This window comes from Neisseria sp. HMSC055H02 (genome assembly GCF_001813335.1).
GTDB lineage: Bacteria > Pseudomonadota > Gammaproteobacteria > Burkholderiales > Neisseriaceae > Neisseria > Neisseria sicca_C.
The window spans coordinates 95,803-115,309 of sequence record NZ_KV812095.1 but is presented as its reverse complement, the minus strand read 5'-3'; the positions used below and the strand labels follow the sequence as shown (position 1 = coordinate 115,309).

General features: G+C 54.6%; 13 protein-coding genes and 1 pseudogene. 7 read left to right on the top strand and 7 right to left on the bottom strand.

All coding sequences use genetic code 11. The features are described 5' to 3' along the window. Positions 1–247: 247 nt before the first annotated feature. Positions 248–2,851 (top strand): aminopeptidase N, encoded by a 2,604-nt coding sequence (gene pepN / locus HMPREF2907_RS06715; protein WP_070681454.1) that lies wholly within the window; start codon positions 248–250, stop codon positions 2,849–2,851. A 278-nt stretch (positions 2,852–3,129) separates the two neighbouring features. On the opposite strand, the gene HMPREF2907_RS06710 is transcribed toward pepN, so the two are convergent. Beyond that, on the bottom strand, positions 3,130–4,266 hold the full coding sequence (locus tag HMPREF2907_RS06710) for a polyamine ABC transporter substrate-binding protein (protein ID WP_036492900.1): 1,137 nt from the start codon (positions 4,264–4,266) through the stop codon (positions 3,130–3,132). A 367-nt stretch (positions 4,267–4,633) separates the two neighbouring features. On the opposite strand from HMPREF2907_RS06710, the gene HMPREF2907_RS06705 reads away from it, so the two are divergent. The 5 genes from HMPREF2907_RS06705 (at position 4,634) to HMPREF2907_RS06685 (ending at position 8,193) form a co-directional block, all read left to right on the top strand. After that, complete coding sequence (locus HMPREF2907_RS06705) at positions 4,634–5,221, top strand: DUF1415 domain-containing protein (RefSeq protein WP_070681451.1); 588 nt, start codon at positions 4,634–4,636, stop codon at positions 5,219–5,221. An 18-nt stretch (positions 5,222–5,239) separates the two neighbouring features. Then, positions 5,240–5,599, top strand: a complete 360-nt coding sequence (locus HMPREF2907_RS06700) for a YbaN family protein (RefSeq protein ID WP_003777107.1) — start codon at positions 5,240–5,242, stop codon at positions 5,597–5,599. A 133-nt stretch (positions 5,600–5,732) separates the two neighbouring features. Next, entirely contained in the window at positions 5,733–6,353 is a 621-nt protein-coding gene (locus HMPREF2907_RS06695; RefSeq protein ID WP_039862805.1) for an L-threonylcarbamoyladenylate synthase, read from the top strand. A 354-nt stretch (positions 6,354–6,707) separates the two neighbouring features. After that, positions 6,708–7,520, top strand: a complete 813-nt coding sequence (locus HMPREF2907_RS06690) for a fimb protein (protein ID WP_070681448.1) — start codon at positions 6,708–6,710, stop codon at positions 7,518–7,520. Between the two features lie 241 nt (positions 7,521–7,761). Beyond that, positions 7,762–8,193: an EamA family transporter gene (locus HMPREF2907_RS06685; protein ID WP_016687139.1), complete on the top strand. Its 432-nt coding sequence runs from the start codon at positions 7,762–7,764 to the stop codon at positions 8,191–8,193. A gap of 199 nt (positions 8,194–8,392) precedes the next feature. On the opposite strand, the gene pgmB is transcribed toward HMPREF2907_RS06685, so the two are convergent. The 3 genes from pgmB to HMPREF2907_RS06670 all read right to left on the bottom strand — a co-directional run bounded on the left by pgmB (position 8,393) and on the right by HMPREF2907_RS06670 (position 12,803). After that, positions 8,393–9,058 carry a beta-phosphoglucomutase gene (gene pgmB / locus HMPREF2907_RS06680; RefSeq protein ID WP_070681445.1) on the bottom strand — a complete coding sequence of 222 codons (666 nt, stop codon included), beginning with the start codon at positions 9,056–9,058 and terminating at the stop codon, positions 8,393–8,395. A gap of 12 nt (positions 9,059–9,070) precedes the next feature. Beyond that, the gene (locus tag HMPREF2907_RS06675) at positions 9,071–11,329 is read right to left on the bottom strand and encodes a glycoside hydrolase family 65 protein (RefSeq protein WP_070681440.1); all 2,259 of its coding nucleotides are present in this window, start codon (positions 11,327–11,329) and stop codon (positions 9,071–9,073) included. 121 nt (positions 11,330–11,450) lie between these two features. After that, positions 11,451–12,803: an SLC45 family MFS transporter gene (locus tag HMPREF2907_RS06670; protein WP_070681438.1), complete on the bottom strand. Its 1,353-nt coding sequence runs from the start codon at positions 12,801–12,803 to the stop codon at positions 11,451–11,453. Positions 12,804–13,351: 548 nt separating this feature from the next. Between HMPREF2907_RS06670 and mgtE the strand changes: the two genes are divergently transcribed. Continuing rightward, positions 13,352–14,806 (top strand): magnesium transporter, encoded by a 1,455-nt coding sequence (gene mgtE / locus HMPREF2907_RS06665; RefSeq protein WP_070681435.1) that lies wholly within the window; start codon positions 13,352–13,354, stop codon positions 14,804–14,806. Between the two features lie 121 nt (positions 14,807–14,927). On the opposite strand, the pseudogene HMPREF2907_RS13695 reads toward mgtE, so the two are convergent. From HMPREF2907_RS13695 to HMPREF2907_RS06655, 3 genes and pseudogenes are all read right to left on the bottom strand, one after another. Then, positions 14,928–15,071: pseudogene (locus HMPREF2907_RS13695) on the bottom strand (IS5/IS1182 family transposase); the annotation flags it as partial. A gap of 312 nt (positions 15,072–15,383) precedes the next feature. Then, positions 15,384–17,441 carry a polyphosphate kinase 1 gene (ppk1, locus tag HMPREF2907_RS06660; protein WP_070681432.1) on the bottom strand — a complete coding sequence of 686 codons (2,058 nt, stop codon included), beginning with the start codon at positions 17,439–17,441 and terminating at the stop codon, positions 15,384–15,386. A gap of 377 nt (positions 17,442–17,818) precedes the next feature. Beyond that, positions 17,819–19,495, bottom strand: a complete 1,677-nt coding sequence (locus HMPREF2907_RS06655) for a formate--tetrahydrofolate ligase (RefSeq protein WP_070681429.1) — start codon at positions 19,493–19,495, stop codon at positions 17,819–17,821. Positions 19,496–19,507 lie beyond the last annotated feature (12 nt).

The following is a 19,507-nucleotide window of genomic DNA, read 5'->3' as shown; positions in this document are numbered from 1 at the left end:
TTTTGAAATTCAGAAACTGTTTTTCAAATCGAGGTTTCTTTAGATTGTACGATGGATTACCGCCTGAGCGGGAATGACGGAATTTGATGACCTACTGTATTTAAAGTTAAGTATGTTTGCAATAGTCTCGGGTTTCAGACGACCTTAATCCACTATACGATAAAAATTTGATAGAAGGCTTGAATTAAGGTCGTCTGAAACGTTATGCTTACCGTCTGTATTCCCATTTTTACCCGAAAGCAAAACCATGAGCAAAACCGTCCATTATCTGAAAGATTACCAAACACCTGCCTACCACATTCTCGAAACCGACCTGCATTTCGACATTGCCGAACCGCAAACCGTCGTGAAATCCCGTTTGACGGTCGAGCCGCAGAGGGTGGGGGAGCCGCTGGTGTTGGACGGTTCGGCGAAACTCTTGTCCGTCAAAATCAATGGGACGGCGGCGGATTATGTGTTGGAAGGCGAGACGCTGACGATTGCAGACGTGCCGTCCGAACGCTTCACCGTCGAAGTGGAAACCGAAATCCTGCCGGCGGAAAACAAATCGCTGATGGGGCTGTATGCTTCCGGCGGCAATCTGTTTACCCAATGCGAGCCTGAGGGCTTTCGTAAAATCACATTTTACATCGACCGTCCGGATGTGATGTCCAAGTTCACGACTACCATCGTCGCGGACAAAAAACGCTATCCCGTTTTGCTTTCCAACGGCAACAAAATCGACGGCGGCGAGTTTTCAGACGACCGCCATTGGGTGAAATGGGAAGACCCGTTTGCCAAACCGAGCTATCTGTTTGCTTTGGTCGCGGGCGACTTGGCGGTCACGGAAGACTATTTCACCACCATGAGCGGCAGAAACGTCAAAATCGAGTTTTACACCACCGAAGCGGACAAGCCCAAAGTTGGTTTTGCCGTGGAATCCTTGAAAAACGCGATGAAATGGGACGAAACGCGCTTCGGTTTGGAATACGACTTGGATATTTTCATGGTCGTCGCCGTGGGCGATTTCAATATGGGCGCGATGGAAAACAAGGGTTTGAACATCTTTAACACCAAGTTCGTCCTCGCCGACAGCCGCACCGCCACCGATACCGATTTCGAAGGCATCGAATCCGTGGTCGGACACGAATATTTCCACAACTGGACGGGCAACCGCGTGACCTGCCGCGACTGGTTCCAGCTTTCGCTGAAGGAAGGGCTGACCGTGTTCCGCGACCAAGAATTTTCCGGCGACCGCGCCAGCCGCGCCGTGCGCCGCATCGAAAACATCCGCCTGCTGCGCCAGCACCAGTTCCCCGAAGACGCAGGCCCGACCGCGCATCCGGTGCGCCCCGCCAGCTATGAGGAGATGAACAATTTCTACACCATGACCGTTTATGAAAAAGGCGCGGAAGTGGTGCGGATGTATCACACCTTGCTCGGCGAAGAGGGCTTCCAAAAAGGCATGAAGCTCTATTTCCAACGCCACGACGGGCAGGCCGTGACCTGCGACGATTTCCGCGCGGCGATGGCGGACGCGAACGGCATCAATCTCGACCAGTTCGCCTTGTGGTACAGCCAAGCAGGCACGCCCGTTTTGGAAGCCGAGGGTCGTCTGAAAAACAATGTTTTTGAGTTAACCATTAAACAAACCGTGCCGCCCACGCCCGATATGGCGGATAAGCAGCCGATGATGATTCCCGTCAAAGTCGGGCTGCTGAACCGCAACGGCGAAGCGGTGGCATTTGATTATCAGGGCAAACGTACAACCGAAGCCGTATTGCTGCTGACCGAAGCCGAACAGACCTTCCCGCTCGAAGGCGTAACCGAAGCCGTCGTTCCCTCGCTGCTGCGCGGGTTCAGCGCGCCGGTGCATCTGAACTATCCGTACAGCGACGACGACCTGCTGCTCCTGCTCGCCCACGACAGTGACGCTTTCACGCGCTGGGAAGCCGCCCAAACGCTCTACCGCCGCGCCGTCGCCGCCAACCTCGCCGCGCTTTCAGACGGCGTCGAGTTGCCGAAACACGAAAAACTGCTTGCCGCCGTCGAAAAAGTCATTTCAGACGACCTCTTGGACAATGCCTTCAAAGCCCTGCTTTTGGGCGTGCCGTCCGAAGCCGAACTGTGGGACGGCGCGGAAAACATCGACCCGCTACGCTACCATCAGGCGCGCGAAGCCTTGTTGGACACGCTTGCCGCCCACTTCCTGCCGAAATGGCACGAATTGAACCGTCAGGCGGCGAAGCAGGAAAACCAAAGCTACGAATACAGCCCCGAAGCCGCCGGCTGGCGCACGTTGCGCAACGTCTGCCGCGCCTTCGTTCTGCGCGCCGACCCTGCGCACATCGAAACCGTTGCCGAAAAATACGGCGCAATGGCGCAAAACATGACCCACGAATGGGGCATCCTGTCCGCAGTCAACGGCAACGAAAGCGATACGCGCAACCGCCTGCTGGCGCAGTTTGCCGACAAGTTTTCAGACGACGCGCTGGTGATGGACAAATATTTCGCCCTCGTCGGCTTAAGCCGCCGCAGCGACACCCTGCAACAGGTTCAAACCGCCTTGCAGCATCCGAAATTCAGCCTCGAAAACCCCAACAAAGCCCGTTCGCTCATCGGCAGCTTCAGCCGCAACGTCCCGCATTTCCACGCACAAGACGGCAGCGGCTACCGCTTCATCGCCGACAAAGTCATCGAAATCGACCGCTTCAACCCGCAGGTCGCCGCCCGTTTGGTGCAGGCATTCAACCTCTGCAACAAGCTCGAGCCGCACCGTAAAAGCTTGGTGAAACAAGAATTGCAGCGCATTCGGGCGCAGGGAGGATTGTCGAAAGACGTAGGCGAAATCGTCGGCAAGATTTTGGATTGAGGCACTATCCAAATAAACGGATTGCGCATTTTTTGAATACAAATACCTAATCGTCAAACCCGTAAAAAAGGCGCATGATTGCGCCTTTCTCAAACGAAGGAGCTGGTGTGCGGGTATGGTGATTACCATTGCTGCTACTTTGATGCAGATGAAAAATCATGATTGAGAAGCAGGAGTACCGTTGCTAGACAAAAAATCTCAGTAAAAATAAAAGGTCGTCTGAAAACGTACAATATTTGTTTTCAGACGACCTTTAAATTTGCAACGCATCAAAACAGCTATTTGCCTGCTTTCAGCGATTGCCACAAGCGGACGCTCAGACGGCTTGCATCTGTTGATTTGGGCGATACGATGAAACTTTTATCCATCAATTCCTTGGTCGGGAAGATAGACGCATCGCCGGTATATTTTGCGTCCATCAATGCGCGTGCGGGGCGGCTGGCGGGGGCGTAGGTAACGAAATTGCCGTTTTGTGCCGCGACTTCGGGATCGAGCGTGTGGTTGATGTATTTGTGCGCATTGGCGGTGTTTTGGGCATCGCGCGGAATCATCAGGGAATCCACCCAAATACCGACGCCGCTTTTTGGGGCTAACACTTCGATTTCGACGCCGTTCTTCGCTTCTTGCGCGCGTGTTTTGGCGATGTTCAAATCGCCGCCGTAACCGACTGAAACGCAAAGGTTGCCCGCCGCCATATCGTCAATATAGCCTGACGAAGTGAAGCGTTTGATGTCGGGACGCACTTTTTTCATCATGTTGACGGCGGCTTTGATGTCGTCGGGGTTTTCGGTATTCGGGTCTTTGCCCAAATAATGCAGCGCGAGCGGGATTTGTTCGATGGCGCTGTCAAAATAGCTGATACCGCAGGATTTCAGCTTTTTGGTGTATTCGGGATTGAACACCAAATCCCATTCGTTTTCGGGCAATTGCTCCGTCCCCAAGGCTTTTTGAACCAGTTTTTTATTGATGGCGAGCGTGTTGATGCCCCAGAAATAAGGGACGGCGTATTGGTTGCCCGGATCGACTTTTGCCATCATGGCAAGCAGGTCGGCATCGATATTGGCGTAGTTCGGGATTTGGCTTTTGTCGATTTTTTGATACGCGCCGGCTTTGATTTGGCGTCCGACGTTGGCAATGGACGGTGCAACGAGGTCGTAACCGGATTTGCCGGTCAAAAGCTTGGCTTCTAGGGCTTCGTTGCTGTCGTAGTAGTCGTAGCGGACGTTGATATGCGTATTTTTTTCGAACGCTTCAAGCGTGGCGGGATCGACGTAGTCCGACCAGTTGTAGATATTGAGCTTGTCGGAGGCGGTATGGGAAGAAGGTGCGGAAGATTCTGCGGCGGTTTGTTGGCCGCCGCTGCATGCAGTCAAGACGAGGCCGATGAGTGCCGCCGCCATTGAAGTTTTTTTCATGGGTACAGTCCTTTTGTGGAAGGGGGGATTGTTGCAGCGGCGGCAGTCAGTCAAGCGCAAACTGTCCGCATACAAAAGGTTAACTGTGGGGGCGGCCGGCATATGCCTCGGGCCCTTGATTCAGCAGGTTCGCATTAAACGGCAAAATCCCTGTCGGCGCAATAGGTTAGACGGGAAAATTTCTTCTTTTTTTCGTTGTTTCCGCTATGGTTTTCTTCATAAACAAAAAAATATTCAGACGACCTGTTACATACTGGCCACACATAAATTTTCCCTATCCGCACACCCATGCCCTTTGCCTAAAACCCATGTTATTTGTTATACTTTTTGAGAATTATTTTTAATTAAATCAAATCCGAATCCCCGCATGACTACCCCCGACTCCGCCACCGTAACCGACCACACCCGCCAATGGCTCGAAAAAGCCGTCATCGGACTCAACCTCTGCCCCTTCGCCAAACCGCCGCACGTCAAAAACCTCGTGCGCATCAGCGTCAGCCAAGCACGCCATCTGGACGGTTTCCTCGAAGACTTAGACCGCGAATTGCAGCTTTTGGGCGATACGCCCGCCGACGAGCTGGAAACCACCCTGCTTGTCCACCCGACCCTTTTCCCCGACTTCGACACCTTCAACCAAATGCTCGACATTGCCGATGCCGCCGTTGTGGACAACGGTTTGGAAGGCATTGTCCAAATCGCCCCGTTTCATCCCGATTTCCAATTTGAAGGCACGGATTCAGACGACATCGGCAACTACACCAACCGCTCGCCCTACTCCACCCTGCACCTCATCCGCGAAGACAGCATCGCCAAAGCCGCACAAGCCTTCCCCGACGCCTCCGTCATTTTCGAGCGCAACATCGCCCTGCTCGAAAAAATGGGACACGAAGGCTGGGACAAGCTCGATATTCCCCGCTGCCCGTTTGATCACGGCAAAACCAAAGCATCCGAATAAGATTTCCAACAAAACAACATGATTCGCTACTTACTCATCTTTTGCGGCGCAGTTTCCTTTCTCTTAGGCATCATCGGCATTTTTCTGCCGATTATGCCCACCACCCCCTTCATCATCCTTGCCGCCGCCTGCTGGGCAAGAGCCTCGCCCCGTTTCCACCGCTGGCTGCACCAACACCGCTATTTCGGCCCCATGATACAAAACTGGGAAAACAACGGCGCCGTCCCGCGCAAAGCCAAAATCTTCGCCATCAGCATGATGAGCCTATCCTGCATCTTCATGTTTTGGCGCTTTCCCGAAAAATGGTGGATAGGCGCGGCGTCCACATTGGGCTGCGGCTGCGTCGCCGTCTGGATGTGGCTGCGTCCCGAACCCTGATTCGTATCCAAAACACAAGGTCGTCTGAAAACGCAGTTTCCGTTCCGAAACCGTATTTTCAGACGACCTTTTGTCATTTCAAACCATCGGTTTTAAAATATCCGCAACACAAACTGCCAAAAGGAAAACCGCCATGGCACAATTCTTCGCCATCCACCCTGACAACCCGCAGGAACGCCTGATCAAACAAGCCGCCGACATCGTCCGCAGCGGCGGAGTCATCGTATACCCCACCGACTCCTGCTACGCGCTCGGCTGCAAACTCGGCGACAAAGCCGCGATGGAACGCATCCTCGCCATCCGCAAAATCGACTTGAAACACCACCTGACCCTCATGTGCGCCGATTTGAGCGAATTGGGCACTTACGCCAAAGTCGACAACGCCCAATTCCGCCAGCTCAAAGCCGCCACCCCCGGCAGCTACACCTTCATCCTGCAAGCGACCAAAGAAGTCCCCAACCGCACGCTGCACCCGAAACGCAAAACCATAGGCCTGCGCGTGCCCGACAACAACATCGCCTTGAGCCTGTTGCAGGAATTGGGCGAGCCGCTGCTCAGTTGCACCCTGATGCTGCCTGAAGACGACGAGCCGCTGACCGACCCTTACGAAATCCGCGACCGTCTCGAACACAGCGTCGATTTGGTGATTGACGGCGGCTGGTGCGGCACCGAGCCGACCACCGTCATCGACATGACCGACGGCACGGAACTCATCCGCCAGGGCAAAGGCGACACCGCCCTATTCGGTCTGTAAGCCCCAAAAACTATAGTGGATTAACAAAAATCAGGACAAGGCGACGAAGCCGCAGACAGTACAGATAGTACGGAACCGATTCACTTGGTGCTTCAGCACCTTAGAGAATCGTTCTCTTTGAGCTAAGGGCGAGGCAACGCCGTACTGGTTTAAAGTTAATCCACTATAAAAGGTCGTCTGAAAACCCAAATCCGTTTTCAGACGACCTTTTTATTCAACTTTATTCAACTTTTTTGCTGCCACACCACATCCCTCACGTTTTGCACCATGAAACTCTATGTTGTCGGTCATATTCATATATAATACCGACCTTCAAAAATAATTCCCTCAATAATTACATTACGGAAATAACAAATGGAAAATACCCAAACTCCCTCCCGTTGGCGTTTTGCCCTCAAAAACGCGGGCTGGCATCTTGTCGTCAGCCTGATACTTGCAGGCCTCGCGGCACTTTTGGTCTTCGCCGTCTGGTATCCCTACCCCTACTCAGAACTGACGGGCGGATTGAATTTGTACACACTCGTCGTCTCGGTCGATATTGTCTGCGGCCCCCTTCTGACACTGGTTCTCGCCAGCCCCAAGAAAAAACTGCGCGAACGCATTACCGACTTTTCTTTGGTCGGCATCATCCAGCTCGCCGCTCTGATTTACGGCTTGCACAGCGTTTCCTTAGCGCGCCCCGTCGTTGCAGCCTTTGAAAAAGACCGTATCAACATTGTTACCGCCGCTGAAATCGACGAAGCGGATTTAGCCAAAGCCCCCGAAAAAATGCGTCAACTGCCGTGGTTCGGCATCGAACGCGTCAGCCTGCGCGATCCCGCAACCGTCGAAGAAGCCAACGAAAGCCTCAGCCTTTCCCTCAAAGGCATAGAACCGAGTATGCGCCCGAATTGGTGGCAGCCCGACAGTCCTGCAGAACGTGCGAAAATCCGCAGTGCGATGAAACCTTTGGCAGAACTTGCCATTGCCCGAAACATGAGCGAAGCGGACATCCTCAAAGCCACCTCCGTCAAACAAGCCGACAAACCTCTGTTTTTCCTGCCGCTTACCAGCGGGAAAATCAAAAACTGGATTGTCGTCATGGATGAAAACGCCGACTTCCTCGGCTATGCGCCGATTGACGGCTTTATCGACAAAAAGCCCGAATTTAAAGAAAAAGTTATCTGATAGACAATTAGGTCGTCTGAAAATAGATTCCGCCCAATACCGCCGATAAAATTTCAGATAATCTCTCACCGTCAAAATGGTCGAACCCGAAGTCAGGGATTCGGCCTTTTCCGTTTAAAGCAATCCTATCCGGTGGTATGATGGGAAACATTCGCATCATCGGATGGATATAATATGGGGACGTCAAATAGTATCTCTCCCATCCCCCATAAGATCGGATTTTGATTCAGAAAGGAAAAACATGAGCGGCAACGCATGGCTTTTTTGGGCATTGGCTTCCGCAGGTTTCGCCTCGTTGACGGCGATTTTCGCCAAAATGGGTTTGCAGGGCATCGATTCAGATTTCGCCACTTTCATCCGCACGCTGGTCATCCTTGCCGCGCTGGTCTTGTTCCTGACCTATACCGGCAAATGGCAGGGTGTGAACGGGTTTACAGGAAGAAATTGGACTTTCCTGATTCTCTCCGGCCTCGCCACCGGCGCATCTTGGCTCGCCTACTTCAAAGCCCTACAACTGGGCAACGCTTCGCAAGTCGCCCCCGTCGATAAATTCAGCTTGGTATTGGTTGCGCTGATGGCGGTGGTCTTTTTGGACGAACGCCCCAGCACTCAGGAATGGATTGGGCTGGGGCTGGTTACGGCGGGCGTATTGACATTGGCTTTGAAACGCTAGAAATATAGTGGCTTAAACTTTAAACCAGTACGGCGTTGCCTCGCCTTACCGTACTATCTGTACTGTCTGCGGCTTCGTCGCCTTGTCCTGATTTAAATTTAATCCACTATATTTTTCCAATGAGAAAGGTCGTCTGAAAACCAAAATTCAGGTTTTCAGACGACCTTTTTACTTCCTTAACAACTTTACCTGACGCGTTTTACCTGCCCGACTGTGCCCACACGTTTTGCAGGTAGGCGTAGGTCAGCTCGGCGGTGCCGGAGACCAGCGCGATGTCGCTGCCCAAGTCTTCGGCTTTGCCCACGCCTATGGGCAAGGCGCCTGAGGCTTTGATGGCGGCGACGCCGGCGGCGGCGTCTTCAATGCCGATGCAGCGGCGGATGTCCGCGCCCACGCCCTCGGCGGCGGCGAGGAAGATGTCGGGGGCGGGTTTGGAATGCGCGACGGCGGCAGGGTCGGCGACGGCGTCGAAGAAGTGGGTCAGCCCCATGCGTTCCAGCAGGAACGGACCGTTTTTACTGGCGGACGCAAGGGCGATTTTTTTGCCGTTCGCCCTCAATGCTTCCAGCAGCGGCAAAATGCCGGGGTACACGTCTTCGGGTTTGACCGCCTGAATCATCTCGACGTAGTTGTCGTTTTTGCGGCGGGTCAGTTCGGCGAACTCGGCTTCGCTGATGGTTTTGCCGCCGTGCGCGAGGATGCGTTTGAGCGAATCGTCGCGCGACACGCCTTTGAGCTGCTCGTTAAACTTGCGGTCGATACTGATGCCCAGTTCTTCGGCGAGCTTTTTCCATGCGCGGTAGTGGTATTCGGCGGTGTCGGTGATGACGCCGTCGAGGTCAAACAGGACTGCGGTGAAAGTCATTTTGCGCCCTCCTTATTTTTCCAACGCGACGGTGTGGCTGCCGTTGAGCGTGATGTCTTTGCCGTACACCTGCAATTCGAGCGGCTCTCCTTTGAGCAGGGTGAAGACGACGTTTTCTTTGCCGACAGCGACTTTAATCAGACGGCCGCGGTAGTTGATGTGGAAGGCGTAGCCTGTCCACGCACTCGGCAGGAACGGGGCGAAGCTGAGTTTGCCGCCCCAGGTTTTCATTTGGGCGAAACCTTGGACGATGGCGAGCCACGAGCCGGTCATGGAGGTGATGTGCAGGCCGTCTTCGGTGTCGTTGTTGTAGTTGTCCAAGTCCAGTCGGGCAGTGCGCTGGTACATTTCCACGGCTTTTTCTTCTTTGCCCAGTTCGGCGGCGAGGATGGCGTGGATACAAGGCGACAACGAGCTTTCGTGCACGGTCATCGGTTCGTAGAAGTCGAAGTTGCGGCGTTTTTCGTCGATATTGAAACGGTCGCCGAAGAAGTAGATGCCTTGCAATACGTCCGCCTGTTTGATGAAGGGAGAACGCAAGATTTTGTCCCACGACCATTTCTGGTTGAGCGGCAAATCGTCGGGCGAAAGCGCGGACACGGGGCGGATGTCTTTGTCGAGGAAGCCGTCGTGTTGCACGAATACGCCGAGTTCTTCGTCATGCGGACGGTACATATTGGCGCTGATGTCCGCCCATTTTTCCAGCTCGGCGGCACTCACATTCAAATCCGGACGCGGATATTTCGCCAAGGCTTCGCGGGTGTAGTCCAATACCCATGCGGCGAGGGTGTTGGTGTACCAGTTGTTGTTGATGTTGTTTTCGTATTCGTTCGGGCCGGTTACACCGTGAATCATGTATTTGCCGTTGCGTTTGGAGAAGTGGACGCGGTCCGCCCAGAAGCGGGACACTTCGACCAAGACTTCCAAGCCTTCTTTGGCAAGATAGCTTTCGTCGCCGGTGTAGTTGGTGTAGTTGTAGATGGCGTAAGGAATCGCGCCGTTGCGGTGGATTTCCTCGAAGGTAATTTCCCATTCGTTGTGGCACTCGATGCCCGTAAACGTTACCATCGGATAGAGTGCGCCCGCCAAGCCCTGTTCGCGCGCGTTGTGTTGCGCCTGCGGCAGCTGGTTGCGGCGGTATTGCAGCAGGTTGCGGGTAACTTCGGGTTCCGCCAGTGCGAGGTAAAGCGGCACGGCGTAGGCTTCGGTGTCCCAATAGGTCGCGCCGCCGTATTTTTCGCCGGTAAAGCCTTTCGGGCCGATGTTCAGGCGTGCGTCTTCGCCGTAGTAGGTGGAGAACAGTTGGAACAGGTTGAAGCGGATGCCCTGCTGCGCTTCGTCGCTGCCTTCGATAACCACGTCGGCGATTTCCCAACGGTGCAGCCAGCCTGCTTTGTGCGCGTCCAGCAAGGTTTCAAACGCAACGCCTGCAATTTTTTCCGACAAGGCGCGGCCGGCGGCTTTCACTGCTTCCAAGCCCTGATAATCGCGACTGGTGGTAACAATCACGCGTTTTTCAAAGGTTTCGGGCGTACTGCCGACTTCGGCTTCAAAAGAATTGGAGACCTGCCAGTCGGTTTGGCTGCCGCCGAGGGCTTTGAAGCTGCCGGCGAAGGTTTGCTCGGCGTTGACGATGAATTGCTCTACGCCGAAGGGATTGGCGACGGTTTGGGTGGCAATGTAGGAGCGGTCGTCTGAAACGCCTTTGTCCAATACCTGCCAGAATTTTTCTTCGTAGTTGGAGTCTTCGTTTTTCACGTCGGCGTCGATGATGGAATCGATGCGGACTTGGTGGGTTTTGCCGTCGACGGATACGGCTTCCCAGCGGATGACCGCCAGCTCTTTTTGCGCGACGGACAGGAATTTGCACACATCGAAACGCACGCCGAATACGGTGAACGAGCGGCGCAACACGCCGTGCTGCATATCGAGTTCGACGGAGAAGTCGGTAACGTCATTTTTCGCCAAATCCACTTCCTGCCCGTCGACAAAGATTTTGACTTTGCTGAAATTGAGCGCGTTGATGGCTTTGCCGAAATATTTGGGGTAGCCGTTTTTCCACCAGCCGACGCGGGTTTTGTCGGGGAACCACACGCCGGCGATGTAGGTGCCCAAGTGGCTGTCGGCGGAATAGGTTTCTTCAAAGCTGCCGCGCATACCCATATAGCCGTTGCCCAAGCTGGTCAGGCTCTCTTGCAGCCGTTTGTGTTCTTTTTCCAGTTTTGCCGAACGCAGCGTCCAAGGGCTGATTTCCATGATTCTTGTATACATCGTAAAGCTCCTGTTTTGATGGTTTTATGGCAAACCGTTTTGGAATACGGTTCGTCTTATTCAATCGGATAAAGCGTCGGCAGAAGTTTCAGACGACCCTCCTGCCGATAAATGAAGAAAATTATGCGCCGCCGCGTGTTTCTTTAATCAGGAACACGGAAAACGCGCCCAGCAGCAGGGCGACGCCCCCTACCAAGAACATATTGGCCTGCAACTCGCCCAGCATCGGGAACAATTTGACGGTCGACAGCGAAGCGACGATTTGGGGCATACAGATGGAGCCGTTGAACAAGCCCAAGTAAGTGCCCATGTGTTTGCCCGACAAGGCGTTGGTCACAATCGTCAGCGGATAAGTGATGATGCCCGCCCAAGCGATGCCGATTAAGGTGTAAGACAACACCAGCGCGTATTGGTTACTGATGTAGCAAACGGAGAAAAAGCCGAGTGCGCCCAAAGCCAGACAGCTGAAATAACCCGCCTTATGGTATCGGTTGGGGATTTTTGCCAATACAAACGAACAAATCACCGCCGCAACCGACTGCACCGCCGCCAATACACCATACCAGTTGCCCGCTTCCTGATAGCCTACGGAAGACGCATTGGTCGCATGCCAGACGTTTTCCGCAATCGCGCCTGTGGAATAAATCCACATATATTGGAAGGCGAACCAGCAGAAAAACTGCACCAAAGTAACCGTCCAAAACGCCTTAGGCGCGGTTTTCAAGAGTTCGATCCAGTTGGTCTTTTCCTGATTCGCCGCCACATCTATGCCGTGGTAGCGGGCGTAGGTCTCCGGATCGTATTCCTTCACTTTGAAAATCGTGAACGCGCTGGTAATCACCAGCAACGCCGCACCCACATAAAACGCCACGACCACGGTCTGCGGCACGACGCCTTTCTCGGCAGTGTTCGCCAAACCGATATACGCAAACACAAACGGCAGAATCGCCGCCAAAACCGCGCCCGTATTCGCCAAGAAGCTCTGAATCCCGTAGGCGTAGCTTTTCTGCTCCTCATTGACCATGTCGCCAACCATCATCTTAAACGGCTGCATCGCCATATTCGACGACACGTCCAACAGCGCAATCATCAGCGCGCCGAACGACAAAGCCGCCAGCGACGCATAACCGAAACCGAAGCTGCCCGAGTTCGGCATCAGAATCATCACAATGACCGCAATCAGCGTGCCGTAAAGCAGATACGGCAGACGGCGGCCGCCCAAGCGCGGCTTCCATGTGCGGTCGGAGTAATAACCGACAATCGGCTGCACCAGCATCCCCGCCAACGGCGGCAGGATAAAGAACCAGCCGAGGCTGTGCGGGTCGGCACCGAGCGTCTGGAAGATGCGGCTCATCTGCGAGCTTTGCAGGGTAAAGGCCGTCTGAACGCCGAGAAAACCGAAACTGAGCATCCAAATCGTGCTTTTCGGCAGCGAGGGCAAGCCCTGCCGCGTAGGTTGCGTATTGTCCGACATGAGGTAGTCCTTTCGTTTTTTTGTAAAGAAAGCAATAAAACCATTTAAGCATTGACCCAAACCAGCCCTATTCGTTCATTTATCTTTACAATCGGGCGTTCGAAAAATTAAGGAAGGGGTCGTCTGAAAGCGTAGTTCTGATAAGCACGGGAAAGCGTCATGTTGCCCGTACGCAAAATTTCCCCATTCTATCCACGACGGCGGCAAACAGACAACCGTTGCACGTCCCAAACCTGTCTTACATCAAACATAACGGCAAACTTTCTTTTCCCCTATTTACAGAATACATTCCCTGCCTTTTGCCCGAAAAAGAGAAAAATCCCCACAGACAGTTTTCAGACGACCTTTTTCAATTCACCGTTTAAAATAGTAAACCGCCCTAAAACAGGGTAAAATACGCTCCGTTTCCAACACGACGCCTGAATCAGCAGGCTTTTATTATGGACCTTCCCAGTTCGTTTTTACTGAACTTCCCTTCCGGTTTATCCCGAAATACACGATAACCATCCCGCCGAAATGCCCTCCCGCATCCGGCGGGCGGAGCATTTATGAGCATCGAACAAACCCCTCCGAACCTTGAAAACGACGGTATCGAAAGCGACGTAGAGCGCGTTTCCGCCGATTTCGACCGTATCCACGCGCTGTGCGAAATTCTTTCGCCCGCCTTCCCGCAAATTGAGGAAGGCGTGCCGATTGAGGACGAGGCGTTGCGCGACAAATTTACTGAGCTGACCGTCCTTTTGAACGAGCTGCACCCTGCCGACGTGGCGGCGGTGTTGGAATCGTTGCCGCCGCGCGAACGTAATATCGTCTGGCTTCTGGTTACGCCTGAAGACGACGGCGAAGTGTTGCTGGAAGTCTCCGATGCGGTGCGCGAAACGCTGATCGAGTCGATGGACAAAGATGAGCTGTTGGCGGCGGTCGATGATTTGGACGCAGACGAGCTGGCGGAGCTGGCGGGCGATTTGCCGCACCAGGTGGTCTATGAAGCCTTGCAGACGCGCGACGAGGAAGAGCGCGCCCAAGTCAAGGCGGCGATGTCGTATGAAGACAACCAAGTCGGTGCGATTATGGACTTCGAGTTGGTCAGCATCCGCGCCGACGTTACTTGTGAAGTGGTGCTGCGTTATCTGCGCCGCTTCGAGAGCCTGCCTGACCATACCGATAAGATTTTTGTGGTCGATGAAAACGACATCCTGCAAGGCGTGCTGCCCATCCGCAAACTTTTGGTCGCTGATCCCGAAGATTTGGTGGCGGACGTGATGGCGACCGAAGTCGTGCGCTTCCGTCCCGAAGACGATGTGGAAGAGGCGGCGCAGGCGTTTGAACGTTATGACTTGGTTACCGCGCCCGTGGTCGATGAAAACAAAAAGCTCATCGGCAGGATTACCATCGACGAGATGGTGGACGTTATCCGTGAAGAATCGGAAGCGGATATGTTGAACATGGCGGGTTTGCAGGAAGAGGAAGATTTGTTTGCGCCCGTCTGGGATTCGGTAAAAAACCGCTGGATGTGGCTTGCCGTCAACCTCTGCACCGCCTTTCTCGCCAGCCGCGTTATCGGCGCGTTTGAAGGCAGTATCGAGAAAATCGTCGCACTCGCCGCGCTGATGCCCATCGTCGCCGGTATCGGCGGCAACTCCGGCAACCAAACCATCACCATGATTGTCCGCGCGATGGCGATGGGGCAGTTGACAGGGATGCAGGCAGGGCGGTTGTTGAAAAAAGAAGTCGGCGTCGCTTTGGTCAACGGCATCATCTGGGGAACGGTCATGGGCGTGGTGTCATGGCTGCTGTACGGCAGCATCGGCATCGGCTTGGTGATGGTCGCCGCAATGACGCTGAACCTCTTGCTTGCCGCTTCGGTCGGCGTACTCATCCCAGTCATCATGGATAAATTCGGACGCGACCCCGCCTTGGGCAGCTCGGTGCTGATTACGGCGGTAACGGATTCCGGCGGTTTTCTGATTTTCTTGGGGCTGGCGACAATGTTCTTGCTGTGAGGTCGTCTGAAAAGCGGACGGGAAAGATAAAAGGTCGTCTGAAACCCATGTGATTACGGGTTTCAGACGACCTTTTTAACTTTTATGGTGGAGTAACGTGAGTCTAAGAGAAGCAAAGAACTTTCTCACTGAGTACCACAAAAAACTTCCTTGACAGGTATAGTAGATTAATTTTAAACCAGTACGGTGTTGCCTCGCCTTACCGTACTATCTGTACTGTCTGCGGCTTCGTCGCCTTGTCCTGATTTAAAGTTAATCCACTATAAATTCGGCGGGGTGGCGGGTAGAGCACTGCGATACCTGCCGCGGATCGTAGCGTGGGCTTTGCCCATGAAATCGATGGCTTGGTTTCCGAGTCGGGCGATAAATAGTATTGTTTTTTTCGTGGGCGAAGCCCACGCTACGGCTGGGTGTGGATAGGTCGTCTGAAACCCTATCTTTAAGTATTTCAGACGACCTTTTATAGTGTATGAACCTAAAAATCACCCATTCCGTTATTGCCGTGCAGGCACGGTTCGAATCCTTCTGCCTTCATGAAATATTCAAAGACGGCCTTCATTTTAATACCGCCCTCGCTTTATCTGCCATACATTTCCCACAAGCTTTCTTGCAGGCTGAATGCGGGTTCGCCGTTTTCGGGGCGGGCGCGGATGTAGCTGCCGTCAGGCTGCATCAGCCAGGCGCGAGTGTTGTCTTGCAGCGCCATTTCGATGCCTTCGCGGATGACGCGGGCTTTGAGTTCGGGCGTGAAAATCGGGGTGGCGACTTCGATGCGGCGGAAGAAGTTGCGCCCCATCCAGTCGGCGCTTGAGATGAAGGTGTCGTCCGCGCCGTTGTTGTGGAAGCAGTACACGCGCGAGTGTTCGAGCTGTCTGCCGATGATGGAGCGGACGCGGATGTTTTCGGACAGGCCTTTGACGCCGGGGCGCAGGGTACACATGCCGCGCACGATGAGGTCGATTTGCACGCCTGCGCTGCTGGCGCGGTAGAGGGCGTCGATGACGCTCGGCTCAATCAGCGAATTCATTTTGGCGCGGATGCGGGCGGGTTTGCCTGCTTTGGCGTGTTGGATTTCGCGCTCGATGCGGTCGATAACCATTTTGTGCAGGGTAAACGGGCTTTGGTAGAGCTTGTTCAGACGACCCGGTTTGCCCAAGCCTGTGATTTCCATAAAGATGGTGTTCACGTCGGCGGTGATTTGGTCGTCGGCGGTGATGATGCCGAAGTCGGTGTAAATGCGCGATGTGCCTTGGTGGTAGTTGCCGGTGCCGAGGTGGGCGTAGCGTTTGAGCGCGCCGTTTTCGCGGCGGATGACGAGTGCCATTTTGGCGTGGATTTTGTAGCCGAATACGCCATAAACGACGTGCGCGCCTGCGTTTTCAAGCTGTTGCGCCCAGTTGACGTTGTTGGCTTCGTCAAAACGCGCCATGAGTTCGACGACGACGGTGACTTGTTTGCCGGCAAGGGCGGCTTTCATCAGGGCGCGGACGAGTTCGGAATTGCTGCCGGTACGGTAGATGGTCATTTTGACGGCAAGGACGGCGGGGTCGGCGGCGGCTTCGCGTATCATGTGGACGACGGGGTCGAAGGACTGATACGGATGATGCAGCAGGATGGGCGACTGTTTCGCCAGTTTGAAAATGGAGCCGTTCTTGCGCAATGCTTTCAGACGACCTGCCCCGCGTGCGGGAAACTTGAGATCGGGACGGTCAACCAAATCGGGCACGGCATTGAGGCGCACGAGGTTGACCGGGCCTTTGACTTGGTAAAGCTCGGCGGGGGTGAGTTTGAACTGGGCGAGCAGGAAGTCGTGGATGTGGGGCGGGCAGGTGTCGGCGACTTCGAGGCGCACGCCGTCGCCGTATTCGCGGTCGTGCAATTCGTTTTGAATGGCGGCGCGCAGGTTTTTGAGGTCTTCTTCATCGACGGTCAGATCGCTGTCGCGGGTGAGGCGGAACTGGTGGCAGCCTTTGACCGTCATGCCGGGGAAGAGTTTGCCGACGTGGGCGTGCAGGATGGAGGAAAGGAAGACGAAGCCGCTGCCGCCTTCGCACAATTCGGCGGGCAGGGGGACGACGCGCGGCAGGATGCGCGGGGCTTGTACAATCGCCATGCCGGAAGGGCGGCCGAACGCGTCCGTACCTTCAAGCTCGACGGCGAAATTGAGAGATTTGTTCAAGGGCCGCGGGAAGGGGTGCGACGGGTCGAGTCCGATGGGGGTAAGGATGGGCAGCAGTTCGGCGTCGAAATACTGCTCGATCCATTTCTGCTGCCCTGCCGTCCAGTTGCGGCGGCGGTAGAAATGGATGCCTTGTTTGCTCAACTCGGGCTGCAAGACTTCGTTGAACAGGCGGTATTGCTCCTGTATTAGAGCGTGCGCTTCGGCGGCGACGGCGGCGATGGTTTCGGACGGCGTGGTGCCGTTGTCCAAACGCTCGTGCGGATTCATTTTTTGCGCACGTTTGAGCCATGCCATGCGTACCTCGAAAAATTCGTCGAGATTGGAAGAGACGATGCACAAAAACCGCAAACGTTCCAAAAGCGGCACGTTTTCATCCTGCGCCTGCGCCAAAACGCGGCGATTGAAAGCAAGCAGGCTCAGTTCGCGGCAGAGGATGCGGTTTTGTTCGGGCATGGTGTTCTCCTGAAGCGGGTGGGTCGGACGGTTAATTGGGAAGTATAACGCGTTTCGGACGGGCGGGGCAGTGGTGCGGGATGGGCGGGCGGTTGATAGGGTGGGAGGTCGTCTGAAAAGACAGATTCACTATAAAAACAAACGTATTTACAAAAGCAGAATTAAGATGAAAAACCATAAAAATAGTCGTCTGAAAACGAATGTGGCGGGTTTGCTCTATCGTTTCAGACGACTATTTTCATCAGAGGAAGATTCGCGGGCAAAGCCCGCGCTACGGGTTGTCGCGGTTGAGTTTAAACCGTTTCAAATAATAAAAGGTCGTCTGAAACCCGTTTTCAGACGACCTCTTTGCCGTTTTATTTCACTGCCGATTCAAATCAGAACAAGCCGTGGATCACGCCGTCTGCGTCTACGTCGATTTTCTCGGCGGCGGGGACTTTGGGCAGGCCGGGCATTTTCATCATGTTGCCGCACAGGGCAACGATGAAGCCTGCGCCGGCGGAAACGGTGATGCCGCGCACGGTGATGCGGAAGCCTTCGGGGCAGCCCAAGAGTTTGGCGTTGTCGCTGAGGGAATATTGCGTTTTCGCCATGCAGACGGGCATTTTGTCCAAGCCCAGTTTTTCCAGCGAGGCGATTTCGGCGGCGGCTTCCGCGCTGAAATCGACGTCTTCCGCGCCGTACACTTTTTGGGCGATGGCGCGGATTTTGTCTTTGATGCTCAACTCGACATCGTAGGCGAAGCCGAAGTTATTAGGTTGGTTGTCGATGGCGTTGACGACTTTGCGCGCCAAATCCGCGCCGCCCGCGCCGCCTTTGCCCCACACTTCGGTCAGGGAAACTTCGACACCGTGTTCGGCGCAGGCTTTTTCAATCATGGCCAACTCGGCATCGGAGTCGGACACGAAGCGGTTGATGGCGACGACGACGGGCAGGCCGAATACGTTTTTCAGGTTGGAAATGTGTTTCAGCAGATTGGGCAGGCCTTTTGCCAAGGCTTCGAGGTTTTCCTCGCCGAGGTTGGCGCGTTCTACGCCGCCGTTGTATTTCAAGGCGCGGACGGTGGCGACGACGACGGCCGCGTCGGGTTTCAAGCCGGCAAGGCGGCATTTGATGTCGCAGAATTTTTCCGCACCCAAATCCGCGCCGAAGCCTGCTTCGGTCACGGCGTAATCGGCAAGGTGTTTCGCCAGTCGGGTGGCGGTAACGGAGTTGCAGCCGTGGGCGATGTTGGCGAAGGGGCCGCCGTGTACGAAGGCGGGCGTGCCTTCGATGGTTTGCACCAAGTTGGGCTTGATGGCGTCTTTGAGCAATGCCGCCATCGCGCCGTGGGCTTTCAAATCTTTGGCGTAAACGGGGCTGCCGTCTTTAGCGTAGGCGACGAGGATGTTGCCCAAACGCTCTTTCAAATCGCTGATGTCTTTGGCGAGGCAGAATACCGCCATCACTTCGGAGGCGACGGTGATGTCGAAGCCGTCGGGACGAATCACGCCGTCAACGGGTTTGCCCATGCCGTCGATGATGTTGCGCAACTGGCGGTCGTTCATATCGACCACGCGACGCCACAGCACGCGTTTGGGGTCGATGTTCAACTCGTTGCCTTGGTAGATGTGGTTGTCAAGCATGGCGGCGAGCAAGTTATTCGCCGCGCCGATGGCGTGGAAGTCGCCGGTGAAGTGCAGGTTGATGTCTTCCATCGGCAAAACTTGGGCATAGCCGCCGCCCGCCGCGCCGCCTTTGACGCCGAACACAGGCCCCAAAGAAGGTTCGCGCAGGGCGATAACAGAATCTTTGCCGATGTGGCGCAACGCGTCCGCCAAACCGATGGTCACGGTGGTTTTGCCTTCGCCCGCCGGAGTCGGGTTGATGGCGGTAACCAAAATCAGACGGCCTTGTTTTTGCGGCAGTTTGAACGCTTCGGCGGGGTTGATTTTAGCTTTGTAATGGCCGTAGGGTTCGATATTGTCAACGTTCAAACCCAGCTTGGCGGCAATTTCGCCAATCGGACGCATGGTGGAGGATTGGGCGATTTCGGCATCGGTTTTGAAGCTCATGATTTTCCTTTA

Excerpts from the sequence above, each read along its gene's own strand:
- pepN (WP_070681454.1), top strand. The coding sequence starts at position 248 with ATGAGCAAAACCGTCCATTATCTGAAAGATTACCAAACACCTGCCTAC.
- HMPREF2907_RS06710 (WP_036492900.1), bottom strand. The coding sequence starts at position 4,266 with ATGAAAAAAACTTCAATGGCGGCGGCACTCATCGGCCTCGTCTTGACT.
- HMPREF2907_RS06705 (WP_070681451.1), top strand. The coding sequence starts at position 4,634 with ATGACTACCCCCGACTCCGCCACCGTAACCGACCACACCCGCCAATGG.
- HMPREF2907_RS06700 (WP_003777107.1), top strand. The coding sequence starts at position 5,240 with ATGATTCGCTACTTACTCATCTTTTGCGGCGCAGTTTCCTTTCTCTTA.
- HMPREF2907_RS06695 (WP_039862805.1), top strand. The coding sequence starts at position 5,733 with ATGGCACAATTCTTCGCCATCCACCCTGACAACCCGCAGGAACGCCTG.
- HMPREF2907_RS06690 (WP_070681448.1), top strand. The coding sequence starts at position 6,708 with ATGGAAAATACCCAAACTCCCTCCCGTTGGCGTTTTGCCCTCAAAAAC.
- HMPREF2907_RS06685 (WP_016687139.1), top strand. The coding sequence starts at position 7,762 with ATGAGCGGCAACGCATGGCTTTTTTGGGCATTGGCTTCCGCAGGTTTC.
- pgmB (WP_070681445.1), bottom strand. The coding sequence starts at position 9,058 with ATGACTTTCACCGCAGTCCTGTTTGACCTCGACGGCGTCATCACCGAC.
- HMPREF2907_RS06675 (WP_070681440.1), bottom strand. The coding sequence starts at position 11,329 with ATGTATACAAGAATCATGGAAATCAGCCCTTGGACGCTGCGTTCGGCA.
- HMPREF2907_RS06670 (WP_070681438.1), bottom strand. The coding sequence starts at position 12,803 with ATGTCGGACAATACGCAACCTACGCGGCAGGGCTTGCCCTCGCTGCCG.
- mgtE (WP_070681435.1), top strand. The coding sequence starts at position 13,352 with ATGAGCATCGAACAAACCCCTCCGAACCTTGAAAACGACGGTATCGAA.
- ppk1 (WP_070681432.1), bottom strand. The coding sequence starts at position 17,441 with ATGCCCGAACAAAACCGCATCCTCTGCCGCGAACTGAGCCTGCTTGCT.
- HMPREF2907_RS06655 (WP_070681429.1), bottom strand. The coding sequence starts at position 19,495 with ATGAGCTTCAAAACCGATGCCGAAATCGCCCAATCCTCCACCATGCGT.